Source organism: Actinophytocola sp. (genome assembly GCF_009379765.1).
Taxonomy (GTDB): Bacteria; Actinomycetota; Actinomycetes; order Mycobacteriales; family Pseudonocardiaceae; genus Actinophytocola.
This window is the reverse complement of record NZ_WHTD01000007.1, coordinates 1-23,469: the sequence shown is the minus strand read 5'-3', so window position 1 is coordinate 23,469 and position 23,469 is coordinate 1. Positions and strand designations below refer to the sequence as shown.

The following is a 23,469-nucleotide window of genomic DNA, read 5'->3' as shown; positions in this document are numbered from 1 at the left end:
CGCTGATCTGGGGAGAGCCATGAAGCGATCGATGGTGCCCGCGCTGGTCGTCGTGTTGCTCTGCGCGCTCGTCGCGGTGCCGTCCGCGCACGCCGCCGCGCCACCGCGGGCCGGGTGCGACCCGATCGGCACGGCCGAGTGCCTGCTGCCCTTCCCCAACGACTACTTCACCGTGCCCGACCGGTCGATGCCGACCGGCCGCCGGGTGAACCTCACGCCGGAGATGATGCCGCGCAACGTCGCCGGCGTCCCGATCGACCCGGCCGAGTGGAACCGCAACGACGGCTTCTCGCCCGGCTCGATGCTGCTCGCGTCGGTGCCCGGCATCGATCTCGGCCGGACCGGCGCCGCGCCGATCACCGACATCGGCCGCTCGCTGCGCCGCGACGCGCCGGTCGTGCTGATCGACGCGAACACCGGCAAGCGGCACCCGTACTGGGTCGAGCTGGACTCACGAGCCACCGACCCCGACCGGCAGGCGCTGATCATCCGGCCGGCTCGCAACCTCGTCGAGGGCCACCGGTACATCGTGGGTCTGCGCGATCTGCGGGACTCGGACGGCCAGAAGGTCGCCGCGTCGCCGGCGTTCCGGTCGATGCTCCGCTGGCTGCCGCCGCGCGACCCCGCCCTGTTCCACCGGTGGCTGACGCTGCGGCCCGCGCTCGTCCAGCTGTGGCTCTCCGGCGTCCGGCTCGACGACCTGAACCTCGCCTGGGACTTCACCGTCGCCAGCACGGAGAACATCACCGGTCGCGCGCTGCACGTGCGGGACGAGGCGTTCGGCGCGCTCGGCGACGCGCCGCCGAAGATCACGATCGGCAGCGTGACGAACCCGACGCCGGAGCAGGACCCCGCGTTCACGCGCAAGATCGTCGGCACGATCGAGGTGCCGAAGTACCTCGACCGCCCGGACGGCGGACCCGGCTCGCGGATGACCTACGGGCCGGACGGCCTGCCCGAGCCGACCGGGACCTACCAGGCCACGTTCCAGTGCGACATCCCGCGCAGTACGGCGACCGGCGGCCCGGCGAGGCCGCTGCTGTGGGGGCACGGCCTCTTCGGCAACCACACGGCGGTCGACGGGCTCGGCGCGGTGGCGAACGAGAGCAACTCGCTGCCGTGCGGGGCGAGCTGGCTCGGCATGTCGACCGAGGACGTGCCGTACGTCGTGAGCGTGCTCGGCGAGCTGTCCGGCTTCCCGTCGCTGCCGGACCGGATGCAGCAGGCGTACCTGAACATGATGTTCCTGGGCCGCGCCATGATCCATCCGGACGGGTTCGCGGCGCTGCCCGAGTTCGCCGGCCTGCTCGACGCGGGCGCGGGACTGGGCTACGCGGGCGCGAGTCTCGGCGGGATCCAGGGCACCGCGCTCACCGCGCTGGCGCAGGACTTCACCCGGTCGGTGCTGATCGTGCCGGCGACCAACTTCTCGACGCTGCTCAACCGGGCCGCGCCGTTCCAGCTGCTGGCGCCGATCATGGACGCGTCCTACCCGGACCGGCTCGACCAGCAGCTCGGCTTCGCGCTGATGCAGATGCTGTGGGACCGCGGCGAGGGCAACGGCTACGTCCGGCACATCACCCGCGACCCGCTGCCCGGCACACCGGTGAAGCGCGTGCTGCTGCACCAAGCGTTCGGCGACCACCAGGTGGCCAACATCGCGACCGAGGTCGAGGCCCGCACGCTGGGGATTCACGTCATGCGGCCGACCCTCGCGCCGGGCCGTGACCCGGCCGTCGAGCCGCAGTGGGACCTGCGCGCGGTGCCGCGCTTCCCGTTCCGCGGCTCGGCGCTGGTGGTCTGGGACAGCGGCACGCCGACCCCGCCGCAGGGCAACCTGCCGCCGACCCAGGGCCACGACCCGCACGGCGACACCGGCAACACGCCGGCCGCCCGCGCGCAGGCCGCGCACTTCCTGGAGACCGGCGAGGTGGTCGACGTCTGCGGCCGCGCGCCCTGCGTGGCCATCCCGACGGGCTGACCCTCCGCACGCGTTCTTGTCGGTCTCCCCGAATAGGGTGTCGCTCACCCGAGTCTCCCACCGCAGAAGAGGAGCGGCGCCGCGATGACCGAGGTTCTCGAGCTCCGGCAGTACACGCTGCGTCCGGGCCGGCGGGACGTGCTGATCGACCTCTTCGACCGCGAGCTCGTCGAGCCGCAGGAAGCCGTCGGCATGCGGGTGTACGGGCAGTTCCGGGACCTGGACGACGGCGACCGGTTCGTGTGGTTCAGGGGATTCCCCGACATGGCGACCCGGGCCGAGGCCCTCGGCGCCTTCTACGGCGGACCGGTCTGGCAGGAGCACCGGAACACGGCCAACGCCACGATGATCGACTCGGACGACGTCCTGCTGCTGCGCCCGGCCACTCCGGAGACCGGCTTCGACCTGCCCGCGACCCGGTCGGACGCCGAGCCGTCCTCGCTCGTGACCGTCACGCTCTACCACCTGTCCCCGCACGCGGGGGACGAGTTCGCCGGCCTCTTCGTCCGCGAGGTGGCGCCGCTGCTCGCCGACACCGGCGCCCCGCCGCTCGCGTGCCTGCGCACCGACCCGGCCGAGAACAACTTCCCCGCGCTGCCGATCCGCACCGGCGAGAACGTGTTCGCGTGGGTCGCCGCGTTCGCCGACCAGGACGCGCACCACGAGCACATCCGCACGCTCGGCCGGTCGACCCGGTGGACGCACGACCTGCTGCCGCTGCTCACCAAGCACCTCGCGCGCGGGCCCGAGCAGCTCCACCTGGCGCCCACCGCACGCTCCCTCCTGCGCTGAGTGACCGCCGGACGCAGAGTGACGCGTGCCGGCGACCCGTAACACTGACCGGCCTCCCGGCGACCCTCAGAGCGTCACAGCGCACTTCGGAGGTGGCACAATGGAGCCGCAAATGATCTGGGATGTTCCGGTGGTCGATGGCCTGGACCGGCAGCGCAGCCTGGTGGTCACCGTCTCCGACGGACGTGTCGCGGTGCTTCCGCCCCCCGGCGAGGGCTTCTACCTGCCACCGCAGTCGATCTGGCAGCTGCACGACGCGATCCGGGCCGCCGCGCTCGTCGCCGCCGGCATGGCCCCGACCCCGACGGAGCCCGTCCGCGCCGTCCACTGAGGAAGGACGCCGACCGGGGCAGTCGTCACCGTCGCGTGGTGCTGGCGTCGCGGCCGCGTTCATGCCCGAGCGCGGCCGCGACGGCCACCGCCGCGTCGACGTGCTCGTCGGGTGGGGCGAACTCGGGCCAGCGGGGCCGGACGAGGAACAGGACCTGGTCGGCGACGTCCAGCGACTCCGTGTCCGGCGGCACCGCGGCCAGCCGCTCGCGGACCAGGTCGGGGATCGGTTCGCCGGTCCTTCCACGGCGGATCCGGCGCAGCTGGGCTCGGCTCAGCCGCAGCTCCGGCACCGGCTCCGGCAGGTGCACGAGGTGTCCGGTGTGCCGGGTGGGCGCGCCCTCGCTGGTGGCCTCGAGGAAACACGTGACGCCCACCTCGAAGCCCTCCCGGCGCCCGACGGCCAGCACCGTGCCGTAGAACCACGATGTGGCCGGCAGCTCCCACGCGCCGTCCCGCAGCGCGTCCGGGTCGGTCTCCGACCGGCCGTCGTTGCGATGCGCCCAGTCGGCCAGGGTCACGGCCGCGATCTGGATCCGGTCGGTGTCCCGCCGCTCGCCGGCGCGGGTGGAGCCCGCGATGAGCAGCCCGGTGACACCGCCGGCGACCAGCGCCACCACCACGATCGGGAACGGGATCCCGAGCACCAGCAGGACGACCGCCGGCACCATCGCCGAGAGGAACGACACCAGACCAACCACGACGTCTCCCACCCGATGCCCGACGGCCCAGCCCGGTCTAGTCCCCTACCAGAACTCGGTACACGGCGGGTGCGAAGAAGCGCCTCGACCCACCGCCGCTCGCCCCGAGATGCTCGATTATGCCAAGTTGCACCAACTGGTTGACCAGTCCGTTGGCCCGACCGTACGACACGCCCAGATCTCGCTCAACCTGCCGAACAGTAAAAGAGACATTGGCAACAGCAAAGTCGACCAGGGCATGAGCGGTGTCGGCTCTGAGCGCGGATTCACGCACCGTGTCTTTCATCGAAGACTGGACATCTACCAGGGCGATCATGCGATCATGGGTTGTCTGAGCGGATGCTTCCAGGCCTCTCGCGAAGAAGCGAACGTAGGCGTCCCAGTCGCCCCTCGTGCTAACCGAGAGGAGTCGGTCGTAGTAGTCACTTCGCCGCGATTCGAACCAAGGTGAAACCGTCAAGGTCGGCTCCAGTAGCACTCCTTTCTGTTGAAGGTGCATGACAATCAGGAGGCGACCAATTCGACCGTTTCCGTCGTTGAATGGATGAAGCGTTTCGAACTGATAGTGTGCGAGTGCGGCGGCGACGACCGGGTCGATCTCCTGGCCGGTCTCCTTGCGGCCCATCCAGTCGAGGAGATCCTGGAGGTTGGCACGAAGATCGTTTCCGGCTGGCGGAGGGACAAACCGTGCGGACTGAACAGGAAATTCGGGTGGACTTGCGCCCGCTCTTTGTCCGACGACAACCAGATGGTCCCGCACGGTGCCGGACGACGAGTTCTCGCTGTGCGTTCCGCGAACCAGGGTTGCCTGCAGTTCGCTCAGCATGCTTACCGTGAGCGGTCGCCCTTCTTCAATCCACCGAAATGCACTGTCGGCCATCGAGACATAGTTCAGAATCTCTCGCATCTCGATATTCGGAGGTTTTTCCCGGTCGGCTATCAGAACTTCGGCCAAGGGGGCGTAAGTTCCTTCCAGAGCAGAGGTGCTCTGTGCCTCGGCCTGCAGTGACGGCCGGCGGAAAAGGCGAGGGTTTGGCAAGCGCCGCGCGGTGCTGTCCAATGCGGCCAGGGCTGCCCGGGCGTCGGCGACGGCGCGATAAGTCGCTCCGGTCAAGTTGGGCGACTCAGCCGGCAGCGGGTATGGAACAAACGCGAAGTGTTCCCACTCTCCTCGTCGTAAGTCGGTGCCGCTGACCGGAACGAGCGATCCGGGCGAGTCGTCGGTAAACGACGCGAGGTCCATGCGTTGCACTGTAGCGCACGTTGTTAGTTACTGGCTGCTTGACTGACATCATCGACCTCAGTGAGATGCAGTCCTGCCGGCCTGAGCCGGGGGCCTCTCGTGGCTTGCATGTCACACAAGTACCAGATGACTGACATCGCGACCTGGGTGCGTGCGGACTGTTGACTTTGGGCGCATGTCTGTCATCCGAAGGTTCCTTGCGATGACGGTCCGGACCATGTCACTTTGTTGAACCGGCCATGGCCCGCATGTCACACGAGTGCCGAGACGGCGGCTGACCTGCGCGGACGGCCCGACTCAGACGTTGAAGCGGAAGTCGACCACGTCGCCGTCGGCCATCAGGTAGTCCTTGCCCTCGATGCGGACCTTGCCCGCCGCCTTCGCCGCGGCCATCGAGCCCGCGTCGACCAGGTCGGTGTAGGAGACCACCTCGGCCTTGATGAAGCCGCGCTCGAAGTCGGTGTGGATGACGCCAGCGGCCTGCGGGGCGGTCCATCCTTTGTAGATCGTCCAGGCGCGGGACTCCTTGGGGCCCGCGGTCAGGTAGGTCTGCAGGCCCAGCGTGTGGAAGCCGGCCCTGGCCAGCGAGTGCAGGCCGGGCTCCTCCTGGCCGATCGACTCCAGCAGCTCGCGGACCGACTCCTCGTCGTCCAGCTCCAGCAGCTCCTCCTCGACCTTGGCGTCGAGGAACACCGCGTCGGCCGGTGCGACGAGCTCGGCCAGCGCGGCGCGGCGGCCGGCGTCGGACAGGACGGCCTCGTCGCAGTTGAAGACGTACAGGAACGGCTTGGTCGTCAGCAGGCTGAGCTCGCGCAGCAGCCCACCATCCACTTCGGACTGTGCGGCGAAGAGCGTCCGTCCCGCGTCGAGCACCGCCGCGGCCTGCTTGGCCGCCTCCAGCGCCGGGCGCGCCTCCTTGCGGGTGCGCGCATCCTTCTCCAGCCGCGGCAACGCCTTCTCCAGCGTCTGCAGGTCGGCGAGGATCAGCTCGGTGTTGATCGTCTCGATGTCGCCGGACGGGTCGACCCGTCCGTCCACATGCACCACGTTGGGATCGTCGAACACGCGGATCACCTGGCAGATCGCGTCCGCCTCGCGGATGTTGGCGAGGAACTTGTTGCCTCGCCCCTGCCCCTCCGAGGCGCCGCGGACCAGCCCCGCGATGTCCACGAAGGACACCGTGGCGGGGACCACGCGGGCGCTCTCGAACATCGTGGACAGCACGCCGAGCCGCGGCTCGGGCAGCGCGACGACCCCGACATTGGGTTCGATCGTGGCGAACGGGTAGTTTGCCGCGAGCACGTTGTTACTGGTCAGGGCGTTGAAGAGGGTGGACTTGCCGACGTTGGGCAATCCGACGATCCCGAGGGTCAAACTCACTGGGGTAAGTCTACGGACCGCCGTTCGACCACCTGCGCGCACCAACGCTCTACCCCGATTGTGGGTAGCGAACGGGCTACGCGGAGCGACATACAACACGGAATGTCCTGTTGTTGCACGCCAGAGGGCAGGATTAGCCCGTTCGGACGCTAGTTTCTTTGGCTTGCCTCAACAACACTCCGTGAGCACCTCTGGACTTGTGCACGCTCGCTCCGCTCTACGAAGAAGGACGTGGGATGACCCAACGTGACTCGCGCCGGCGAAGCAGAAGGACCGGCCTCGGCGCGGCGTTCACCGCGGCGGTGGTCGGCATCTCGCTGGCCGCGCTGCCGGCGAGCGCGGGTGCCGCCCCGGCGGCGGCACCGCCGAAGGCGCCGACCATCGGCACGGAGCTCGGAAAGCAGGACCGGGACCTGCTCGTCCAGGCCGCGCGCGACGGCAAGAGCACCGTCGAGATCCAGGTGATGGCCGACGCGGGCACCGTCGACAAGCTCGAGGCGGAGGGCGCGAAGATCAAGTACCGCGCCGACGACCTGGGCTACGTCCGGGCCGAGGTGCCGATCGCCAAGGTCGACAAGATGGCGAAGCTGTCCGGCGTCGACGCGCTCAACGTCGACCGCACGATCAAGCTGGACAACCCGCGTCCGGAGGGCATCCAGGACCCGTCGCCGCAGCCTGCGCCGGGCAAGAACACCCCGCGCATCAACCCGTACCTGCCGACGGGCGACACCAACGCCGCGGACTTCGTCAACGACAACCCGAAGTTCGACGGTCGCGGGGTGACCGTGGGCATCGTCGACACCGGCATCGACCTCAACCACCCGTCGCTGAACACCACCAGCACCGGTGAGCGCAAGATCGTCGACTGGGTCACCTACACCGACCCCGGGTTCACCGACGGCGTCAACAACGACGACGACCCGACGTGGATCGACATGTCGAGCCCCGCACCGGGCCAGCCGAGCGGCTACCGCTACGGCTTGTTCGACGAGCGCGACCCGCGTCTGGGTGGCGAGCTCGGCAACGACGTGAACCGGGACGGCAACCCGGCCGGCAGCATCGGCACGTTCGGCGTGCTGTGGGACCCGGCCACCAGCACCGTCTGGGTGGACACGAACCAGAACAAGACCTTCGCCGACGACGAGCCGATGACCGACTACAAGGTCAAGCAGGACATCGGCACGTTCGGCACGGACGACCCGGCCACCCCGGTCGCCGAGTCGATGCCGTTCGTCGTCCAGACGAGCCCGTCGACCGAGTCGGTCAACATCGGCATCGTCTCCGGTGAGCACGGCTCGCACGTCGCCGGCATCGTCGCGGGCAACAAGCTGTTCGGCGGCAAGATGAGCGGCGCCGCCCCCGGCGCCAAGCTGGTGTCGGTCCGCGGGTGCCTGTTCGTCGCCGGCTGTACCGCACACGCCCTGGACGAGGGCATGATCTACGCCGTCCGCGACGCGGGCGTCGACGTGGTCAACATGTCGATCGGCGGCCTGGACCTCGTCAACGACGGCAACACCGTCCGCGAGCACCTCTACAACGAGCTGATCGACACCTACGGCGTGCAGTTGTTCATCTCCGCGGGCAACGACGGCACCGGCGTCAACACGGTGAGCCAGCCGACGAACGCCGACAAGGTGATGAGCGTCGGGTCCTACATCACCAAGGAGTCGTGGCAGGTCAACTACGGCTCGAACACCGCAGAGTGGGACAACCTGCACCCGTTCTCGGCGCGTGGCCCGCGCGAGGACGGCGGGTTCAAGCCGAACATCGTCGCGCCTGGCTCGGCGATCTCGTCGATCCCGACCTGGTTGGCGGGTGCGCCGGTCGCCGGCACCTACGACCTCCCGCCGGGCTACGCCATGCTGCAGGGCACCTCGATGGCCTCGCCGCAGGCCGCCGGCGCCGCCACGCTGCTGGTGAGCGCCGCGATCCAGAAGGGCGTGTCGCACACCCCGGCGCAGCTGCGCTCCGCGCTCAACTCGACGGCCCGGTTCCTCCGCGACTACCAGGCCTACGAGCAGGGCAACGGCCTCATCGACACGAAGAAGGCCTGGAAGGCGCTGAAGGCGAACATCGCGACGGTCGACATCACCTCCTCGGTCGAGGTCCACACGGTCCTGTCGGACTTCCTCGCCACCCCGGGCGTCGGCGTCGGCATCTTCGACCGGGAGGGCGTGCAGAAGGGCGACCGCTACACCCGCGAGTACACGTTCACCCGGACCAGCGGCCCGGACCACCCGATCACCTACAACCTGAGCTGGATGGGCAACGACGGCACGTTCACCGGCTCGACGAACCGGATCACGCTGCGCAAGGGCAGCGCGGTCAAGCTCCGGGTGGGGGTGAACGCGCGGACCGCCGGGATCCACTCGGCGATCCTGAACTTCGACAGCCCGATGTCCACGGGCATCGAGTTCCAGACGATGAACACGGTGATCGCGGCCGAGGACTTCACCGCGGCCAACGGCTACCAGATCCGGCACGGCGGCAAGGTCGGGCGCAACGACACGGTGAGCTACTTCCTGCGGGTGCCGGCCAACACCCCGGCGCTGCTCGTCGACCTGCAGGGCGGCGGCACCACCCCGGGCGCCGGGCAGGTCCGGTTCCTGCGGTACCACCCGTACGGCGCCGCGATCGACGACAGCCAGACGATCAGCTGCTACAACCCGCCGGTTCCCGGCAACGGCTGCCCGACGGGCGACCCGCTCAGCCGCACGGTCACCAACCCGCTGCCCGGCGTGTGGGAGATCGTGGTCGAGGCGCGGCGTACGTCGGACACGGCGTTCGCGCCGTACACCCTGACCGCGTCGGTGCTGGGTGCCACGGTGTCGCCGAACCCGGACACGATCGCGTCGGGCACGGTCGGTCAGCCGATCGCGCGCGAGTACACGCTGACCAACGCGTTCGGTCCGTTCACCGGCCACGCGGTCGGCACCCCGCTGGGCAGCGCCAGGATCGACACGCCGTCCATCGAGGACGGGGCGCAGCAGCAGTTCCCGATCGCGGTGACGGCCAGCGCGACCTCGTTGCGGGTCAAGATCGGTAGCACGTCCGACCTCGGTGCGGACCTCGACCTGGTCCTGTTCAACTGCACGAGCGGGACCTGTGTCCTGGCGGCGGTCAGCGCGGACGGCGACTCGGAGGAAGAGGTCGCCGTGGCCAACCCGGCCGCGGGCACCTGGGTCGCCCTGGTCGACGCGTTCGCGGTGCCGGCCGGCACGACCACCTACGAGTACGTGGACGTGTTCGGCGGCCCGTCGTTCGGCTCGATCGAGCTGACGGACACCGACCAGGAGCGCCCGGCCGGTGCGACCTGGACGGTCCCCGGCACGGTCACGCCGGGCGTGGTGCCGGCGGCCGGTCGCGTGCTGTACGGCAACGTGCAGGTCCGGACGAACACCGGTGCGCTCGTCGGCAGCGGTGACGTCGTGGTCCAGTCGGTCACCTCGTAACTCCGGTACGGAAAAGGCCGTCCCCGGTCCGCCGAGGGCGGCCTTTCCATGCCCCACCCCGCGAGTCCAACGCCCAGAACCCGCGAGTCCAACGCTCGCGACTCGCGAGTCCAACGCCCAGAACCCGCGGGCATCGCCGCGTCCGAATTCCGCGAGCCGGTCGCCGTCGGCGCTGGCAGCATGGGTTACGTGCGAATCGACGAGGAGCAGGGCTACCGGGCGTCCGCGTCCCGGGACGCCCGGTTCGACGGCCAGTTCATCGTGGCCGTGCGGACCACGCGGATCTACTGCCGGCCGTCCTGCCCCGCCATCACACCCAAGCGGCAGAACATGCTGTTCTTCCCCACCGCGGCGGCCGCGCAGCAGGCCGGTTTCCGGGCGTGCCGGCGGTGCCTGCCGGACTCGGTGCCGGGCTCGCCGGAGTGGAACCTGCGGGCCGACCTCGCCGGCCGGGCGATGCGGCTGATCACCGACGGCGTGGTGGAGCGCGAGGGGGTGCCGGGGCTCGCCCGCCGGGTGGGTTACTCGGAGCGGCATCTGACCCGGGTGCTCACCGCCGAGCTCGGTGCCGGGCCGCTGGCGCTCGCCAGGGCGCACCGCGCGCACTCCGCTCGGTTGCTCATCGAGACGACCGACCTCGGGTTCGCCGACATCGCGTTCGCGGCGGGCTTCGCGAGCGTGCGGCAGTTCAACGACACGATCCGCGCGGTGTTCGCCACCACGCCGTCGGGGCTGCGGGTGGCGGCCAAGCGACGGTCCCGCCCGCCCGGGCCCGCGGCGGGGAAGGTGACGCTGCGGCTGCCGTACCGGACGCCGTTCGACGCCGACGGGCTGTTCGCGTTCCTGGCCGCCCGGGCAGTTCCTGGGGTCGAGACCGTCGAGGACGGTCACTACGCGCGGACGTTGCGGTTGCCGCACGGCACCGGCATCGCACGGTTGCGGCCGGCCGACGGGCACATCGACTGCACGCTCGAGCTCACCGACATGCGGGACCTCGGCAGCGCGGTCTCCAGGCTGCGCCGGCTGTTCGACCTCGACGCCGACCCGAACGCGGTGTCGGAGGTGCTCGGCGCGGACCCGGCGCTGGCGGCCTCGGTCGCCGCGACGCCCGGGATCCGGCTGCCGGGCAGCGTCGACGGCGCGGAGATCGTCACCCGGGCGTTGGTCGGGCAGCAGATCACCGTGGCCGCCGCGCGGACCGCCCTCGGCTCGCTGGCCGCGGCGCTCGGCGATCCGCTGCCCACCCCGGACGGCGCGCTCACCACGCTGTTCCCGACCCCAGCGGCGATCGCCGAACGCGGTGCCGAGGTGCTCACCGGGCCGCGCAGGCGCATCGACACGATGCTCACCGTCAACGCCGCGCTGGCCGCGGGTGAGCTGGACGTCCACGTGGGGTCCGACCCGGACGAGCTCTCCCTCACGCTGCAGGAGTTCGCCGGGGTCGGGCCGTGGACGGCCGGCTACGTCCTGATGCGTGTGCTCGGCGCGCCGGACGTGCTGCTGACCGGGGACGTCGCAATGCGCAAGGGCGCCGAGGCGCTCGGCCTACCGTCCACACCGGACGAGCTGCTCGCGCACGCCGACGCCTGGCGACCGTGGCGCTCCTACGCCGGCCTGCACCTGTGGCGCGCCGGCTGACCCGCGAGTCCAACGCTCAGGACCCGCGAGTCCAACGCCCGGAACCCGCGAGTCCAACGCTGAGGACCCGCGAGTCCAACGCCCGGAACCCGCGACTTCGCCCCGGGGTCAGGAGGCGCGGGCCTCGTCGTAGGCGTCGCGGGCCGCGAAGACGTCGTCCAGCCTCTTCTCGACCCACTTGGTGAGGGCCCAGACCTGCTCGGCGACCTCCTCGCCCATGGGCGTGAGCGAGTAGTCGACCCGCGGCGGGATGACCGGCTTGGCGTCGCGGTGGACGATGCCGTCGCGTTCCAGGGTCTGGAGGGTCTGCGCGAGCATCTTCTCGCTCACGCCCCCGACGTGGCGACGCAGCTCGCTGAACCGGAACGAGCGCCCCAGCAGCGCGGCCAGCACGAGCACGCCCCAGCGGCTGGTGACGTGCTCGAGCACCAGCCGGGACGGGCACTCCGCGCGGTTGACATCCGGCGACTTGGCCGCAGACCTGACGTCCATGCCAGTACCTTACTTCGAAGTGGGTACTTACGGAATTGGATGTACTAGTCATAGCGTGAGCTCATGAGCATCGTCATCACAGGGGCAACCGGGCAGCTCGGCCGCTTGGTCATCGCGGACCTGCTGGCCGCCGGCGTGCCCGCGGGCGACATCACGGCCGTCGCGCGCAGCAAGGAGAAGGCCGCCGACCTCGCCGAGCAGGGGGTGGGGCTGCAGGTCGCCGACTACGACCGGCCCGACACGTTCGCCGGGGCGTTCGCGCCCGAGGACCGGGTGCTGCTGATCTCCGGCACCGACATCGGCCGGCGCGCCGCCCAGCACGCCGCGGTGATCGACGCGGCCAAGACCGCCGGCGTGGCACAGCTCGCCTACACCGGTGTGTTCGGCGGGCCCGAGGCCGACTTCCGGCTCGCCGACGACCACCGCGCGACCGAGCGGCTGATCCTCGACTCCGGCCTGCCCCACACGTTTCTGCGCAACAACTGGTACACCGACGCGCCCGGGCTCACCGCGGACCTCGACGGCATCCTCGAGCGCGGCGCCGTCCTCACCAGCGTCGCGCCGGGGAGCCGGCTCGCCACCGCGCCGCGCACCGACTTCGCCGCCGCGGCCGCCGTGGTCCTGCGCGCGGACGGCCATGTGAACAAGGCCTACGAGCTGGGCGGGGACCAGGCGTGGACCCACGACGAGTTCGCCGCCGAGGTGTCCCGGCAGGCCGGCAAGGAGGTCGTCCACACCTCCGTCTCGCCCGCCCAGCACAAGCGGATCCTGGTGGGTGCCGGGGTGCCGGAGGGTTTCGCCGACATCCTCGTGGACGTCGACGACGCCATCAGCCGGGGCAAGCTGGCCGGCACGCCGGGCGACCTCTCCCGGCTGCTCGGCCGCCCGACGACCCCGCTCGCCGACACGATCGCCGCGACCCTCGCGTCCTAGGACGCCTCGCCGGCCGCCCCGACACCGGGGTGGCCGGCCGGCGGGCAGCCGCACGAGCCGCGGTGGATGAACGTCGTCGGCAGGCGCTTGGTCACCGGCGGCCGCGCCGGGTCGGCGATCCGGTCCAGCAGCATCCGCACCGCCGTCCGCCCCATCTCCGCGACCGGTTGTGCCACCGTCGTGACCGGCGGGTCCAGCAGGTCCGCCCACTCGACCTCGTCGTAGCCCACGACCGCGAGGTCCGTCCCGACCCGCAGCCCGCGCCGGCGGCACTCGTGCAGCACGCCGGTCAGCACCGTGTTGTCGCCGGCGATCACCGCCGTCGGCGGCGACTCGACCGCCAGCAGCCCGCGGAGCGCGCCCTCACCGGACACGACGAGCGACTCGTCCCAGGTGAGCCGCGACCGGCCCAGGCCGAGCCGGTAGCCGAGCACCCGTTCGGATGTCGTCGCGAGGCCGGGCGCGCCGCTGATCATGCCGATCCGCCGGTGCCCGAGGTCGGCGAGATGCCGCACCAGCCCGGAGGTCGCGTACACGTTCTCCGGCCCCACCTGGTCGATGTCCTGGCTCGTCGTCAGCCGGTCCAGCAGCACGATCGGGATCCCCAGGTCGCGCAGCCGCGGCAGCACCGTCCCGGACACCCGCGGCGACGGCGTGAGCACCAGGCCGTCGACCCGCCTCGACCGGAGCGTGCGGACCGCCGACTGCTCGGCATCCGGCTCGTCGTGCGTGTCCGCGAGCACCAGCGCGTAGCCCGCACGCGTGGTCTCGTGCTCGATGGCCCGCAGCAGCTCGGCGGAGTACGGGTTGGCGCCGAGGGAGATCGCCACGCCGAGGGACCGGGTCCCACCGGTCACCAGTGACCGCGCGATAGCGTCGCCCGTGTAACCGGTGTGCTCGATCGCGCCCAGCACCTTCGCCTTGGTCTCCGGCGCGACCGACCTCGTCGAGTTGACGACGTGCGAGACCGTCGTGATGGACACGCCCGCCAGCCGGGCGACGTCCCGCATGGTGATCACGAAAAGCTCCTGAATCGGTACGGACGCAAGCGTTTGCGCAAACGGTTGCGTCACGGTACAGAGATCAATAGCTTCCCCGCAAACCGCCGCGCCGTGGAGGTCCACATGGGACGACGTGACTCGTCGGCCCGGGCCCCGTTCTCGGCATACCGGGCATTCGGCCCGGTGGTCGCGCTGGTCGTCCTCGTGCTGGCGTTCGGGCTCGCGATCGGCTCGTTCCTCGACATCGACAACCTGTCCGTGGTGGTCCAGCAGTCGCTGGTGACCGGGACGCTCGCGCTCGGTCAGCTGCTGATCGTCCGCGCGGGCGGCATCGACCTGGCCAACGCGGCCGTCGCGGTGCTCGGCACGCTCCTCATCGCCGAGCTCGCGCTCACCGGCACGCCCGGCGTGCTGGCGTTGCTGGTCGGCGTCCTCGCCGCGGCCGCGGTCGGTGCGGTGGCCGGCGGGCTCGTCACGTGGCCGCGGCTGCCACCGTTCGTCGTCACGTTCGGCATGCTCGTGATCGTCACCGCGGTGAGCCGGATCTACGCGCAGGGCCGGACGTTCCCGGTCGTCGACGACGCGCTCGGCTTCCTCGGTACGACGAAGTACCTGCTCGGCCGGGTCGAGCTCACCTACGGCATGGGCGTGCTGCTCGCGCTGGCCGTCGGCCTCTGGTTCGCGCTGACCAGAACGGCGTGGGGGACCGGTCAACGGGTGCTCTCGCGGTACGTGGTGGCCGGGGTGATCTACGGGATCGCCGCGTGGCAGGCTCTCGGCCGGGTGCCCATCGCCGACCCGAACGCCTTCCAGCTCGGCAACCTCGACTCGATCGTCGCGGTCGTCATCGGCGGCACGAGCCCGTTCGGCGGCCGGGTCAGCGTTCTCGGCACGGTGGTGGGCGCGCTCGTCGTCGCGGTACTGCGGACCGGTCTGACCCAGGTGGGCGTCGACACCCTCTACCAGGACGTGGCCATCGGCGTGCTGCTGCTCGCCGCGGTCGCGGTGGACCGGTTCTCCCAGGGGAGGCAACGATGAGTGGGACGGCCGTCGTCGCGGTCGGACTGTGCACGGTGGACCTGGTGCAGCGGGTCGAGTCGTTGCCGGCGCCCGGCGAGAAGGTGCAGTCCGGCTCGGTGGAGCTCGCGGCCGGCGGGCCCGCGGCCAACGCGGCGGTGGCCGTCGCCGCGCTCGGCGGGGTGGCCCGGCTGGCCACCGTGCTCGGCTCGCATCCGTTGGCCCGGCTGGCGTTCGGCGACCTGACGGCCTGCGGGGTCGAGGTCACCGACGTGCTGCCGTACCGGGTGGCGCCGCCCGCGGTGAGCGCGGTGTCCGTGCGTGAGTCCGACGGCGAGCGGACCGTGGTGTCGCACAACGCGGCGGGCGTGGCGGCGGTGGCCGACGTCGACCTCACCGGCGCGGGTGCTGTGCTGCTCGACGGCCACCACCCGGAGCTGGCGAAGCGCGCCGCCGCCGCCGCTCGTGCGCTGGGCATCCCGGTGGTGCTGGACGCGGGGAGCTGGAAGCCGGTGCTGGCCGACCTGCTGTCCCTTGTGGACGTCTGCGCGTGCTCGTCGGCGTTCCGGTCGCCCCGCGAGCTGACCAACCCGGTCGTGATCCGCACGGCCGGGCCCGATCCGGTGCGCTGGACCGTCGGGTCGGAGAGCGGCGAGGTCGTGGTGCCGCGGGCCGAGGCCCGCGACACGGTGGGCGCGGGCGACGTGTGGCACGGCGCGGCGGCACTCGCGGTGGCGCGGCTGGGCCGCGTGCCGACGGCGGCGGACGTGCCGGCGGTGATCGAGTTCGCGAACCGGGCGGCGGCGGTGCGCATCAGCCACGAGGGCGTGCGGTCCTGGGTGATCCCGATGCGCCGGCTGGTCTCATGATCTTTGCCGACCTGGTGGCGCGGGCGGCCGCGCTCATGGACCGGGACCGGGCGTTGCTGGGCATCTGCGGTGCGCCGGCCGCCGGCAAGTCGACGCTGGCCGAGGAGTTGGTGGCCGCGCTCGGGCCGGCGTCGATCCACATCGGCATGGACGGGTTCCACCTGGCACAGGTCGAGCTGACCCGGCTGGGGCGTACCGAACGCAAGGGCGCCCCGGACACCTTCGACGCGGCCGGCTACGTGAACCTGTTGCGCCGCCTGCGATCTCGGCCGCCCGGCGAGACCGTCTACGCCCCGAGCTTCCGCCGTGACCTGGAGGAACCGATCGCCGGCGCGGCGCCCGTGCCGCCGGAGATCCGGCTGGTCGTGACCGAGGGGAACTACCTGCTGCTGCCGGACCCGCCCTGGAGCTCCGTGCGTGACCTGCTCGACGAGGTGTGGTTCCTGGCCGCACCCGAGGACGATCGCCACCAGTGGCTGATCGACCGGCACCGCGCGTTCGGCCGCACGCTCGAGCAGGCCCGGGAGCGGACCTTCGGCTCCGACGAGCGCAACGCGGTCCTGATCAACGCCACCAGTGCCGCCGCCGACCTCGTCGTCCCCGTCACGCCGAGATGAGCTCGACGGTCGACCCGGTGCGGGACTTGTGCACCCGCAGCCGGGTCGGGATGCGCTGCCGCAGTTCCTCCACATGCGACACGAGGCCGACGACCCGGCCGCCCGCGCGCAGCTCGTCGAGGGTGTTCATCACCTCGTCGAGCGTGTCGGCGTCGAGCATGCCGAAGCCCTCGTCGACGAACAGCGTGTCGAGCAGCGCCCCGCCGGTCTCGGCCGCGACCACGTCCGCGAGCCCGAGTGCCAACGCCAGCGACGCGAGGAAGGTCTCGCCACCGGACAGGGTCTTGGCGGAGCGGACCTGGCCGGAGTAGTCGTCGAGCACGTCGAGCCAGAGCCCGCCGCGCTTGCCCCGCTGCCCGGCGGCATCGCTGTGCACGAACGAGAACCGGTCCCCGCTCATCCGCCGCAGCCGGGCGGTGCCCGCGACCGCGACCTCCTCCAGCCGCGCGGCCAGCACGTACGCGCGCAGCGACATCTTCCGGGAGTTCTGCCCGCGCCCGTTGACGACGTCGGTGAGCGCGTCGAGCTCCGCGTACTCGGCCGCCGCCGGCGCGAGCTCCAGCCACACCGCGCGCAACCGCTCGGCCAGCTCCGCGACGGCCTTGCGCACCTGGCCGGCCGCGCGGGACCGCGCGACCGCCTCCTCGACCTCGTCCTGCACCGACGTGAACGCGTCGGCAGCGGCCCTCAGCTCGACGTCCTGACCCGGGTCGATGCCGTCGAGCTCGGGGTCCGCGAGCACCTGCCGCAACCCGGCCTCCCGGGCTTGCGCGTCGGACAACCGCTGCTCCAACCGGGCGATCGTCCGGTCGTCCCTGGCCGCCTCCCGAGCCTCCTCGATGTCCTCGAACCCGGCGCTCCCAACGGCTTCGGCGAGCGTCGCGCGCTGCTCCTCGACCCGGGTGGCGGCGGCCTCCCACCGCGTGCCGGCCGACGCGAGCGACTCGAGCGCGTCGGCGACCTCGAGCAGGTGCCGCCGCCGGGCCGCGACATCGGGATGCGCGCCGCGGGCGGCTTCGAGCCGGTCGGCCCGCTCGGCGATCCGCGCCTCGAGCGCGGTCCGCTCGTGCTCGTACCCGCCGGCCTTCCTCTCCGCCTCACGCAACCGGTCCCGCGCTTGCTCGGCCTCGGCTTCGAGCGCACGCACCCCGTCCCGCAGCCGACCGTGCGCCTCGGTTCGCTCCCGTGCGTCGTCGTACGCGACGCGTGCCTCGGCGAGCGCCGCGCGCACGTCGCCGGCGTCGCCGAGCCGGTCCTCGAGTGCGGCCAGGAACCGCTCGGCCATCGTCAGCTCGTCCTTGGCCGAGTCGCGCGCGGTCTGCGCGTCCTGCTCCCGCCGCACCGCCGCTCGCTCGTCCCCGGCGGTGACCCGCGTGGGTGTGCCGCGGGCCGGCGCGGGGTGCTCGGCCGACCCGCACACCGGGCAGGGCGCGCCGTCCTCGAGCGCGGTGGCGAGCTCGGCGGCCATGCCGTCCAGGCGCCGCTGCCGGGTGTCGAGCAGCTCCTCCCGGGCCGTCTGATGCGTGTCGACCGCGGCCGCGTGCCGCTCGGTGAGCGTCCGCACGGCCACGGCGGCCGCGGGCAGCTTGCCCGCGTCCTTCGCGAGCGCGGCCAGCTCATCCCTCGTGGACAGCAGCGCCGGCAGCTCGGCGACGGCCCGGGCCGCGTCCGCGACCCGCGCCCGAGCGTCCTCGATCTCCCGCGGCAGCACGGAAAGCCGCTCCGTCAACGCCAGCACGTCCCGCTCGGCCCCGGTGCCGCGCCGCGTCAGCTCGGCGGCGAGGTCCCGATCGGACTCCTGCCGCACCGCCTCGTCGACGAGCCCCGCGAGCGCCCCGGCCTCCTCACGCAACGGTCCCGCGGCCGCGTCCCGGTACTCGTCGGGCACCTCCGCGAGCCGCACCGCCACCGCGTGCTCGGCCTGCCGCGCCAACCCGACGACCCGGTCCAGCTCCCGCCCCGCCGGCACCACGACCGCCGCACGCCGGGCCGCCGCCAGCTCCTTCGCCCACGCGTCCCGTATCCGCGCCTCGGCATCGAGCGCGGCCAGCCCCTCGCGCGCGGACCGCGCCCGGCGGACCCGCTCGGCCAGCGTCCGCAGCGCCAGATACCCGCTCTCGCAACGGTCCCTGGCCGTGGAAACCTCCAACTCCCGGGTCACCGCGTCGCCCGCGTCGCGAGCGGTTCGCGCCACCAGCCCGGCCAGCCAGGCCTCGTCCGGAGCGTCGGGGGCGTCCGACCCGACGACCTGCGCGAGCCGGGCCAGCAGCTCGACCTCGGCGCGCCGCTTGCCGTCCAGCACCCGGCCGGCCTCGACCCGACGGTCCCGGAACCACTGCTCAACCAACGCGAAGTGCTGCGTGCCGAAGAGCTTCTCGAGCAGCTTCTCCCGGTCGCCCGTGTCCGCGCACAGGAACTTGGCGAACTCGCCCTGCGGCAGCAGCACCACCTGGAAGAACTGGTCCTTGCTCATCCCGAGCAGCCGCTCGATCGTGCGACCGACCTCGTCGATCCTGGTCAACCCGTCCGGCGCGGACCCGCTCGGCGCCGTGCCCACCCAGGTGAGCGACGCCCTCGCCTGCTGCTTCGTCTCGCCGCCGCCCCGCTTCTTGGGCCGCGAGTACTCCGGGCCGCGCACGAGCCGCAAGCGGTGCCCACGCACGGAAAGCTCCAACCGCACCTCGGTCAGCACAGCCGAGTCGGCGTAGTCGCACCGCAGCCGCTTGGCCTGGTCCCGCACCCCCGGCACGGCGCCGAACAACGCGAACGCCACGGCGTCGAGCAACGTGGTCTTGCCGGCCCCGGTATCGCCGTGCAGAAGGAAGAGCCCGGCCGCCCCGAGCGCGTCGAAGTCGACGACCTCATGATCGGGGTACGGCCCGAAAGCGGTGAGCTCCAACCGATGCAGTCTCACGCTGTGCCCACGGTTCGATCCGCTCCTCCGCTACCCGCCGTGTTCCCTCCTGCGCTGCTCACTCGCTCGCTGCGCCGCTCGTCAGTCCGGACGGCGCACGCTCCGTCGCTCCCGCTCACGCGGCGGAGCTCCCGCGCTGGTTGGCGAGCTCGGCGCGCTCCTCGTTGGCCACCGCGGCGAGCGCCTCGCGCAGCAGGGCGCGCTCGCCGTCGGACGGCTGCGAGCCGCGGCAGTCGTCGACGAACTGGCAGGCCACGTCGTGGTCCGAGTGTCCGCGCACGGTCCTCGCGTACCGCAACGACGCCCCGGCCACGCCACCGTCCGGCCGCCAGTCCAGGTGCACCGCGTGCGGGAACCGCGCCTGCAGCCGGCGCAGCGCGTCCGTCGGCCGCACCCGGTCGGTCAGCTCCACCGACAGGTAGTGGTCGGCCAACCCCGCGTGCTCCGGCGCGACCAGCAACGACTCCAACGTGCCGGAGACCGCCGCCAGCGCGCGCGGCACCGGCAGCGTCCGCCGCTCGACGCCGGCGAGGCCGTGCGCGTCCAGCTCCAGCAGCCACACCGACTTGTGGTGCCGCGCCTCGGAGAACGAGTACGCCACCGGGCTCCCCGAGTACCGCAGGTGCTCGGCCAGCCGCTGCGGCCCGTGCAGATGCCCCAGCGCCACATAGTCGACACCGTCGAACACCGCGCTCGACACCTGCTCCACGCCACCGACCGCGATGGTCCGCTCCGACGCGCTCGGCGCCCCGCCGGTCACGAACGCGTGCGCCAGCACCACCGACCGCACGCCCTCGCCCCGCCCGGTGAGGTCGGCCCTGATCCGGTGCATCGCCTCGGTGAGCACGCCCGCGTGCCCGGGTGCGTCGACGCCCATCGAGTGCCGCGCCGGCTCCGGCTCGAGGTAGGGGATCCCGTACAGCGCGACGGGCCCGTGCTCGTCGTCGAGCAGCACCGGCCGGTCGAGCTCGGCGATCCGGGTGCGCAGGTGCAACCCGCCGACCGCGGCGAAGTCGGCGTACACCCCGAGCCGCGGTGCCGAGTCGTGGTTGCCCGGGGTGATCACCAGCCGGGCGCCGGCGGTGCGGATCCGGTCGAGGATCCGGGTGCACGCCAGTACCGCCTCACCGGAGGGCACCGCGCGGTCGTAGAGGTCGCCGGACACCACGACGACGTCGATCCGCTCGTCCTCGACCAGATCGGCCATGCCACCGAGCACGGACTCCTGGTCGGCAAGCAGATCGCGGCCGTGGAACATGCGCCCCACGTGCCAGTCGGAGGTGTGCAGCACCCGCATGCCCGCCAAGCTAGGGCCGCCGGCCGGCGAAATGGGGGAGCCACGCGGCTACCGCCGGTAGACCCCGACGAAGAAGCGCGTGCCGGACTCGGTGACGTCCTCCGCGAGCGACACCTCGGTCAGCCCCTCCCCGGTGAACCAGCCCAGCTCTGCCCGGCTCACCGGCCACGGTCGCACGTCGACGGGCGCGTCGTCGGGTCGGGCGAAGCACCGGACGAACAGCGCGCCGCCCGCGGCCACCGGCGCCGCGACCGCGGCCACCGCCTGCGGGCGCGTCCCCAGCGGGAGCGACTGGATCGTGTAGAGCTCCACCACCAGGTCGAACGCGCCGGCCCACTGCGCCGGCGGGTCGAGCAGGTCGGCCACCTGGTAGTCCACATCGGACTGCGGAAACCGCTTGCGGCACCAGCCGATCGCGGTCTCGGAGAGGTCGAACGCGGTGACCCGGTGGCCGCGCCTGGCCAGCTCCTCGGCGTCGTCACCGAGCCCGCACGCGATCACGAGTGCCCGGCCGGGCGGGGCTGGTCGGGTGTCCAGCCACTCGACGAGGGTCGGGTTCGGGCCCATCCGCGCCCACGGCACCTGGTCCAGATCTTCACCGACCGACGCGTACAGCTCCTCGAAACCGGCGACGTCCCAGCTGGTCACGGCGTCCTCCCCGAAACTGTCGGTGGGCTGGCCCATGATTCTCCCGACCGCGTTTCGCTGCGAGAGAGGGGACATCCGGTGGCCGCTGTGTTCGGCACCGTCGCCGTCGTTCTGGTGCTGGTGATCGTCGCCGGCCTCACCCTGTTCCGGCGGCTCTACGCCGACAGCCAGCGCCGGCTGGACGAGGCGGTCTCAGCCGTGCAGCAGGAGCGCGACCGCACCGACGCACACGCCGCGGCGCTGCGCCGCTACGAGGTCACGTTCGCGTCCATCCACGGCCGCGGCGAGCTGGGCGAACAGGTGCTGGTGGAGAGCGCGCGATCGCTCGGCTTACGCGAGGGCCTGCACTTCACCGTCCAGACCGATGTCGCGGGCGGCGGCTCGGTCCGCCCGGACATGCTGTTGCTCGTCGGCGACGGCCGCCGGGTGCCGGTCGACGCCAAGATGAGCATCGGCGCGTGGGTCGAGGCGGTCGAGACCGACGACGCCGACGAGCGGTTCGACGCGCTGCGGGTGCACGTGCGCAACATCCGCTCGCGCGCCACCGAACTCGCCGGCAAGGGCTACCAGCGCTGGGCCGACGCGATCTACGGCACGGTCATGTTCGTGCCGTCGGACGCGGCCGTCGTCGCGGCCATGGACACCGACCCCGACCTGCTGCGCTGGCTGCTCGACCGCCGGGTGTTCGTGTGCGGCCCGACGGGCTTCGCGGTCATCGCGTCGGCGGCCATGCTCGCCGCGAGCGAGCGGGTGCTGGTCGAGGACATCGAGGCGGTGCGGGCGCACGCGGCGGCCGCGCACCGGGCGGCCGAGGGCGCGGTCGACGCGGTCAACGTGTCGAGCACGCATCTGCAGCGGTTCCTGCAGGCGCGGCGGCGGGAGCTCGACGCGCTCACCCAGTTCGCCACCGCCGTGGGTCCGCTGTCCGACGCCGCGGGGAGCCCCACGCCGATCGCGGCCGTGCGCCGGTCCGAGGAGGTCGTCCTCAACGGCTCGGCGGCACCGCGCGAGCTGGTGCCGGCGGAGTCGTCCATCGAGCCGTTCGTCGAGCCGTCCGACCCCGAGGAGCCGCCGTTCTGAGCCGATTGATCCGACGACGGACCGCGGCGGCGCACGGTCCCGTTGTGAAGGTTCGTCCGTTCGGCCGATCGGGGGGCCGCTGTTCGGCGCCGATCCTTCGGTCAGCGCAGTCCCGAGGCCGTGAGATTTTTCCGAACCCCGCGCGTACTCCGTGTGATCGCCCAACGGCCTGACGAGTGTCGATACGTCCGGAGCGGAGGTGTCATCTGACCGTTAACCTCACATAACTCAATTGATGCCGTCTTGAGTCCTTGGCAGCGGACAGTAGGCGGGTTGTGTCTCGGTTCACATCTTGGTGTGGAGTCGGCGCCGTCGTTTGGAGAACGGCGACCGACGCGGTCCGCCGACCTACTAACGTGTGCACCCGTGACCGCGACCCGCGATCGCCGGAGCGATCCTGCACAAGACGCCGAGCCGGCGTGGGATGACCGCCCGATCCTTGGCATGTCTCGTGGACTGCCCTGGTGGGGTGCTGTGCTGCTCGCCTTCGGTTTGGCGGCGATCGCCGCGATCATCGACATGCAGCGGCAGGGCTCGCTCGGCAAGATCTACCAAGGCGCGTACGTCGTCGGATGTGTCGCGGCGATCTGCTGGGTGCGCCGCCGGAGCCTGTTCGGACCGATGGTGCAGCCGCCGCTGGTGTTCGCGGTCACGGCCATCGGCGCCGTCGTCGCGCTGGCCCCGGACACCGGTGCCGGCGGTGGGCTCAAGCAGCTCGTGTTCACCGTGGCGCTGCCGCTGACGAGCAACTTTCCGACGATGGCGTTCACCACCGGAGTAACGGTGGCCATCGGTGTCTTCCGCCTGTGGCACGAGCGCAATCCCGACCCGGAGGTCCGCGCGAACCGGGCTGCCAAGTCCGACCGCCCGTCCCGCGACGACGACATCCTCGGTGCGGACCGACCGGCCCGCGGCTCCCGAGGCGGCGAGCCCCCGGCCGGCCGCCGCGAGCGTCCGAGCAAGGACCGCGTCCCGCCCGCCCGCCGCGGCCGAGGTGAGCCCGACCCCCGAGCCGACCCCCGAGCCGACGCCCGCGGCCGCGCCGAGGCCGACCCGGACGCCGCCGCGCGGAGCCCCGCCGGGG

General features: G+C 72.0%; 19 protein-coding genes. 11 read left to right on the top strand and 8 right to left on the bottom strand.

Features of this window, described 5'->3' with window-relative positions; all coding sequences use genetic code 11:
* Positions 1-19: 19 nt before the first annotated feature.
* The 3 genes from GEV28_RS03310 to GEV28_RS03300 all read left to right on the top strand — a co-directional run bounded on the left by GEV28_RS03310 (position 20) and on the right by GEV28_RS03300 (position 3,104).
* A complete protein-coding gene (locus GEV28_RS03310; RefSeq protein WP_291408434.1) occupies positions 20-1,981 on the top strand; it encodes a hypothetical protein in 1,962 nt (653 codons plus the stop codon).
* Positions 1,982-2,065: 84 nt separating this feature from the next.
* Complete coding sequence (locus GEV28_RS03305; RefSeq protein ID WP_291408432.1) at positions 2,066-2,773, top strand: NIPSNAP family protein; 708 nt, start codon at positions 2,066-2,068, stop codon at positions 2,771-2,773.
* Positions 2,774-2,885: 112 nt separating this feature from the next.
* The gene (locus tag GEV28_RS03300) at positions 2,886-3,104 is read left to right on the top strand and encodes a hypothetical protein (protein ID WP_291408430.1); all 219 of its coding nucleotides are present in this window, start codon (positions 2,886-2,888) and stop codon (positions 3,102-3,104) included.
* Positions 3,105-3,129: 25 nt separating this feature from the next.
* On the opposite strand, the gene GEV28_RS03295 is transcribed toward GEV28_RS03300, so the two are convergent.
* The 3 genes from GEV28_RS03295 to ychF all read right to left on the bottom strand — a co-directional run bounded on the left by GEV28_RS03295 (position 3,130) and on the right by ychF (position 6,427).
* A complete protein-coding gene (locus GEV28_RS03295) occupies positions 3,130-3,804 on the bottom strand; it encodes a hypothetical protein (protein WP_291408428.1) in 675 nt (224 codons plus the stop codon).
* A 37-nt stretch (positions 3,805-3,841) separates the two neighbouring features.
* Positions 3,842-5,047, bottom strand: coding sequence for a Fic/DOC family N-terminal domain-containing protein (locus tag GEV28_RS03290; protein WP_291408426.1), 1,206 nt, complete (start codon positions 5,045-5,047; stop codon positions 3,842-3,844).
* A gap of 297 nt (positions 5,048-5,344) precedes the next feature.
* Complete coding sequence (ychF, locus tag GEV28_RS03285; protein WP_291408424.1) at positions 5,345-6,427, bottom strand: redox-regulated ATPase YchF; 1,083 nt, start codon at positions 6,425-6,427, stop codon at positions 5,345-5,347.
* Positions 6,428-6,663: 236 nt separating this feature from the next.
* Here ychF and GEV28_RS03280 point away from each other — a divergent pair, with 236 nt between their 5' ends.
* Both GEV28_RS03280 and GEV28_RS03275 read left to right on the top strand, forming a co-directional pair.
* Positions 6,664-9,879, top strand: coding sequence for a S8 family serine peptidase (locus tag GEV28_RS03280; RefSeq protein WP_291408422.1), 3,216 nt, complete (start codon positions 6,664-6,666; stop codon positions 9,877-9,879).
* A 189-nt stretch (positions 9,880-10,068) separates the two neighbouring features.
* The gene (locus tag GEV28_RS03275; protein ID WP_291408420.1) at positions 10,069-11,517 is read left to right on the top strand and encodes a DNA-3-methyladenine glycosylase 2; all 1,449 of its coding nucleotides are present in this window, start codon (positions 10,069-10,071) and stop codon (positions 11,515-11,517) included.
* Positions 11,518-11,625: 108 nt separating this feature from the next.
* Here the strand turns inward: GEV28_RS03275 and GEV28_RS03270 are convergent, their stop codons facing one another.
* Positions 11,626-12,009: a helix-turn-helix domain-containing protein gene (locus tag GEV28_RS03270; protein WP_291408418.1), complete on the bottom strand. Its 384-nt coding sequence runs from the start codon at positions 12,007-12,009 to the stop codon at positions 11,626-11,628.
* 63 nt (positions 12,010-12,072) lie between these two features.
* On the opposite strand from GEV28_RS03270, the gene GEV28_RS03265 reads away from it, so the two are divergent.
* Complete coding sequence (locus tag GEV28_RS03265) at positions 12,073-12,942, top strand: SDR family oxidoreductase (RefSeq protein ID WP_291408417.1); 870 nt, start codon at positions 12,073-12,075, stop codon at positions 12,940-12,942.
* On the opposite strand, the gene GEV28_RS03260 is transcribed toward GEV28_RS03265, so the two are convergent.
* Complete coding sequence (locus tag GEV28_RS03260; RefSeq protein WP_291408573.1) at positions 12,939-13,952, bottom strand: LacI family DNA-binding transcriptional regulator; 1,014 nt, start codon at positions 13,950-13,952, stop codon at positions 12,939-12,941. The two genes, GEV28_RS03265 and GEV28_RS03260, sit on opposite strands and share 4 nt — an antisense overlap.
* A 114-nt stretch (positions 13,953-14,066) precedes the next feature.
* On the opposite strand from GEV28_RS03260, the gene GEV28_RS03255 reads away from it, so the two are divergent.
* Genes GEV28_RS03255 through GEV28_RS03245 form a run of 3 tightly spaced genes read left to right on the top strand, consistent with a single transcriptional unit; the run spans position 14,067 to position 16,446 of the window.
* Positions 14,067-14,981: an ABC transporter permease gene (locus tag GEV28_RS03255; protein ID WP_291408414.1), complete on the top strand. Its 915-nt coding sequence runs from the start codon at positions 14,067-14,069 to the stop codon at positions 14,979-14,981.
* Positions 14,978-15,829, top strand: a complete 852-nt coding sequence (locus GEV28_RS03250) for a PfkB family carbohydrate kinase (RefSeq protein WP_291408412.1) — start codon at positions 14,978-14,980, stop codon at positions 15,827-15,829. The genes GEV28_RS03255 and GEV28_RS03250 overlap by 4 nt, the downstream gene beginning before the upstream one ends.
* Positions 15,826-16,446 carry a nucleoside/nucleotide kinase family protein gene (locus GEV28_RS03245; RefSeq protein ID WP_291408410.1) on the top strand — a complete coding sequence of 207 codons (621 nt, stop codon included), beginning with the start codon at positions 15,826-15,828 and terminating at the stop codon, positions 16,444-16,446. Before GEV28_RS03250 ends, GEV28_RS03245 begins: the two co-directional genes overlap by 4 nt.
* On the opposite strand, the gene GEV28_RS03240 is transcribed toward GEV28_RS03245, so the two are convergent.
* From GEV28_RS03240 to GEV28_RS03230, 3 genes are all read right to left on the bottom strand, one after another.
* The gene (locus GEV28_RS03240) at positions 16,433-19,360 is read right to left on the bottom strand and encodes an SMC family ATPase (protein WP_291408408.1); all 2,928 of its coding nucleotides are present in this window, start codon (positions 19,358-19,360) and stop codon (positions 16,433-16,435) included. The genes GEV28_RS03245 and GEV28_RS03240 overlap by 14 nt on opposite strands.
* A gap of 115 nt (positions 19,361-19,475) precedes the next feature.
* Positions 19,476-20,657, bottom strand: coding sequence for an exonuclease SbcCD subunit D (locus GEV28_RS03235; RefSeq protein ID WP_291408406.1), 1,182 nt, complete (start codon positions 20,655-20,657; stop codon positions 19,476-19,478).
* Positions 20,658-20,705: 48 nt separating this feature from the next.
* Complete coding sequence (locus GEV28_RS03230; RefSeq protein WP_291408404.1) at positions 20,706-21,305, bottom strand: class I SAM-dependent methyltransferase; 600 nt, start codon at positions 21,303-21,305, stop codon at positions 20,706-20,708.
* A gap of 78 nt (positions 21,306-21,383) precedes the next feature.
* On the opposite strand from GEV28_RS03230, the gene GEV28_RS03225 reads away from it, so the two are divergent.
* The gene (locus GEV28_RS03225; protein ID WP_291408402.1) at positions 21,384-22,385 is read left to right on the top strand and encodes a DNA recombination protein RmuC; all 1,002 of its coding nucleotides are present in this window, start codon (positions 21,384-21,386) and stop codon (positions 22,383-22,385) included.
* A 444-nt stretch (positions 22,386-22,829) separates the two neighbouring features.
* Positions 22,830-23,469 (top strand): DUF6542 domain-containing protein (locus tag GEV28_RS03220; RefSeq protein ID WP_291408400.1); only part of this gene is annotated, 640 nt, incomplete at its 3' end.

Excerpts from the sequence above, each read along its gene's own strand:
- GEV28_RS03310 (WP_291408434.1), top strand. The coding sequence starts at position 20 with ATGAAGCGATCGATGGTGCCCGCGCTGGTCGTCGTGTTGCTCTGCGCG.
- GEV28_RS03270 (WP_291408418.1), bottom strand. The coding sequence starts at position 12,009 with ATGGACGTCAGGTCTGCGGCCAAGTCGCCGGATGTCAACCGCGCGGAG.
- GEV28_RS03255 (WP_291408414.1), top strand. The coding sequence starts at position 14,067 with ATGGGACGACGTGACTCGTCGGCCCGGGCCCCGTTCTCGGCATACCGG.
- GEV28_RS03290 (WP_291408426.1), bottom strand. The coding sequence starts at position 5,047 with ATGGACCTCGCGTCGTTTACCGACGACTCGCCCGGATCGCTCGTTCCG.
- GEV28_RS03265 (WP_291408417.1), top strand. The coding sequence starts at position 12,073 with ATGAGCATCGTCATCACAGGGGCAACCGGGCAGCTCGGCCGCTTGGTC.
- GEV28_RS03235 (WP_291408406.1), bottom strand. The coding sequence starts at position 20,657 with ATGCGGGTGCTGCACACCTCCGACTGGCACGTGGGGCGCATGTTCCAC.
- GEV28_RS03250 (WP_291408412.1), top strand. The coding sequence starts at position 14,978 with ATGAGTGGGACGGCCGTCGTCGCGGTCGGACTGTGCACGGTGGACCTG.
- GEV28_RS03280 (WP_291408422.1), top strand. The coding sequence starts at position 6,664 with ATGACCCAACGTGACTCGCGCCGGCGAAGCAGAAGGACCGGCCTCGGC.
- GEV28_RS03245 (WP_291408410.1), top strand. The coding sequence starts at position 15,826 with ATGATCTTTGCCGACCTGGTGGCGCGGGCGGCCGCGCTCATGGACCGG.
- GEV28_RS03305 (WP_291408432.1), top strand. The coding sequence starts at position 2,066 with ATGACCGAGGTTCTCGAGCTCCGGCAGTACACGCTGCGTCCGGGCCGG.
- GEV28_RS03300 (WP_291408430.1), top strand. The coding sequence starts at position 2,886 with ATGATCTGGGATGTTCCGGTGGTCGATGGCCTGGACCGGCAGCGCAGC.
- GEV28_RS03260 (WP_291408573.1), bottom strand. The coding sequence starts at position 13,952 with ATGCGGGACGTCGCCCGGCTGGCGGGCGTGTCCATCACGACGGTCTCG.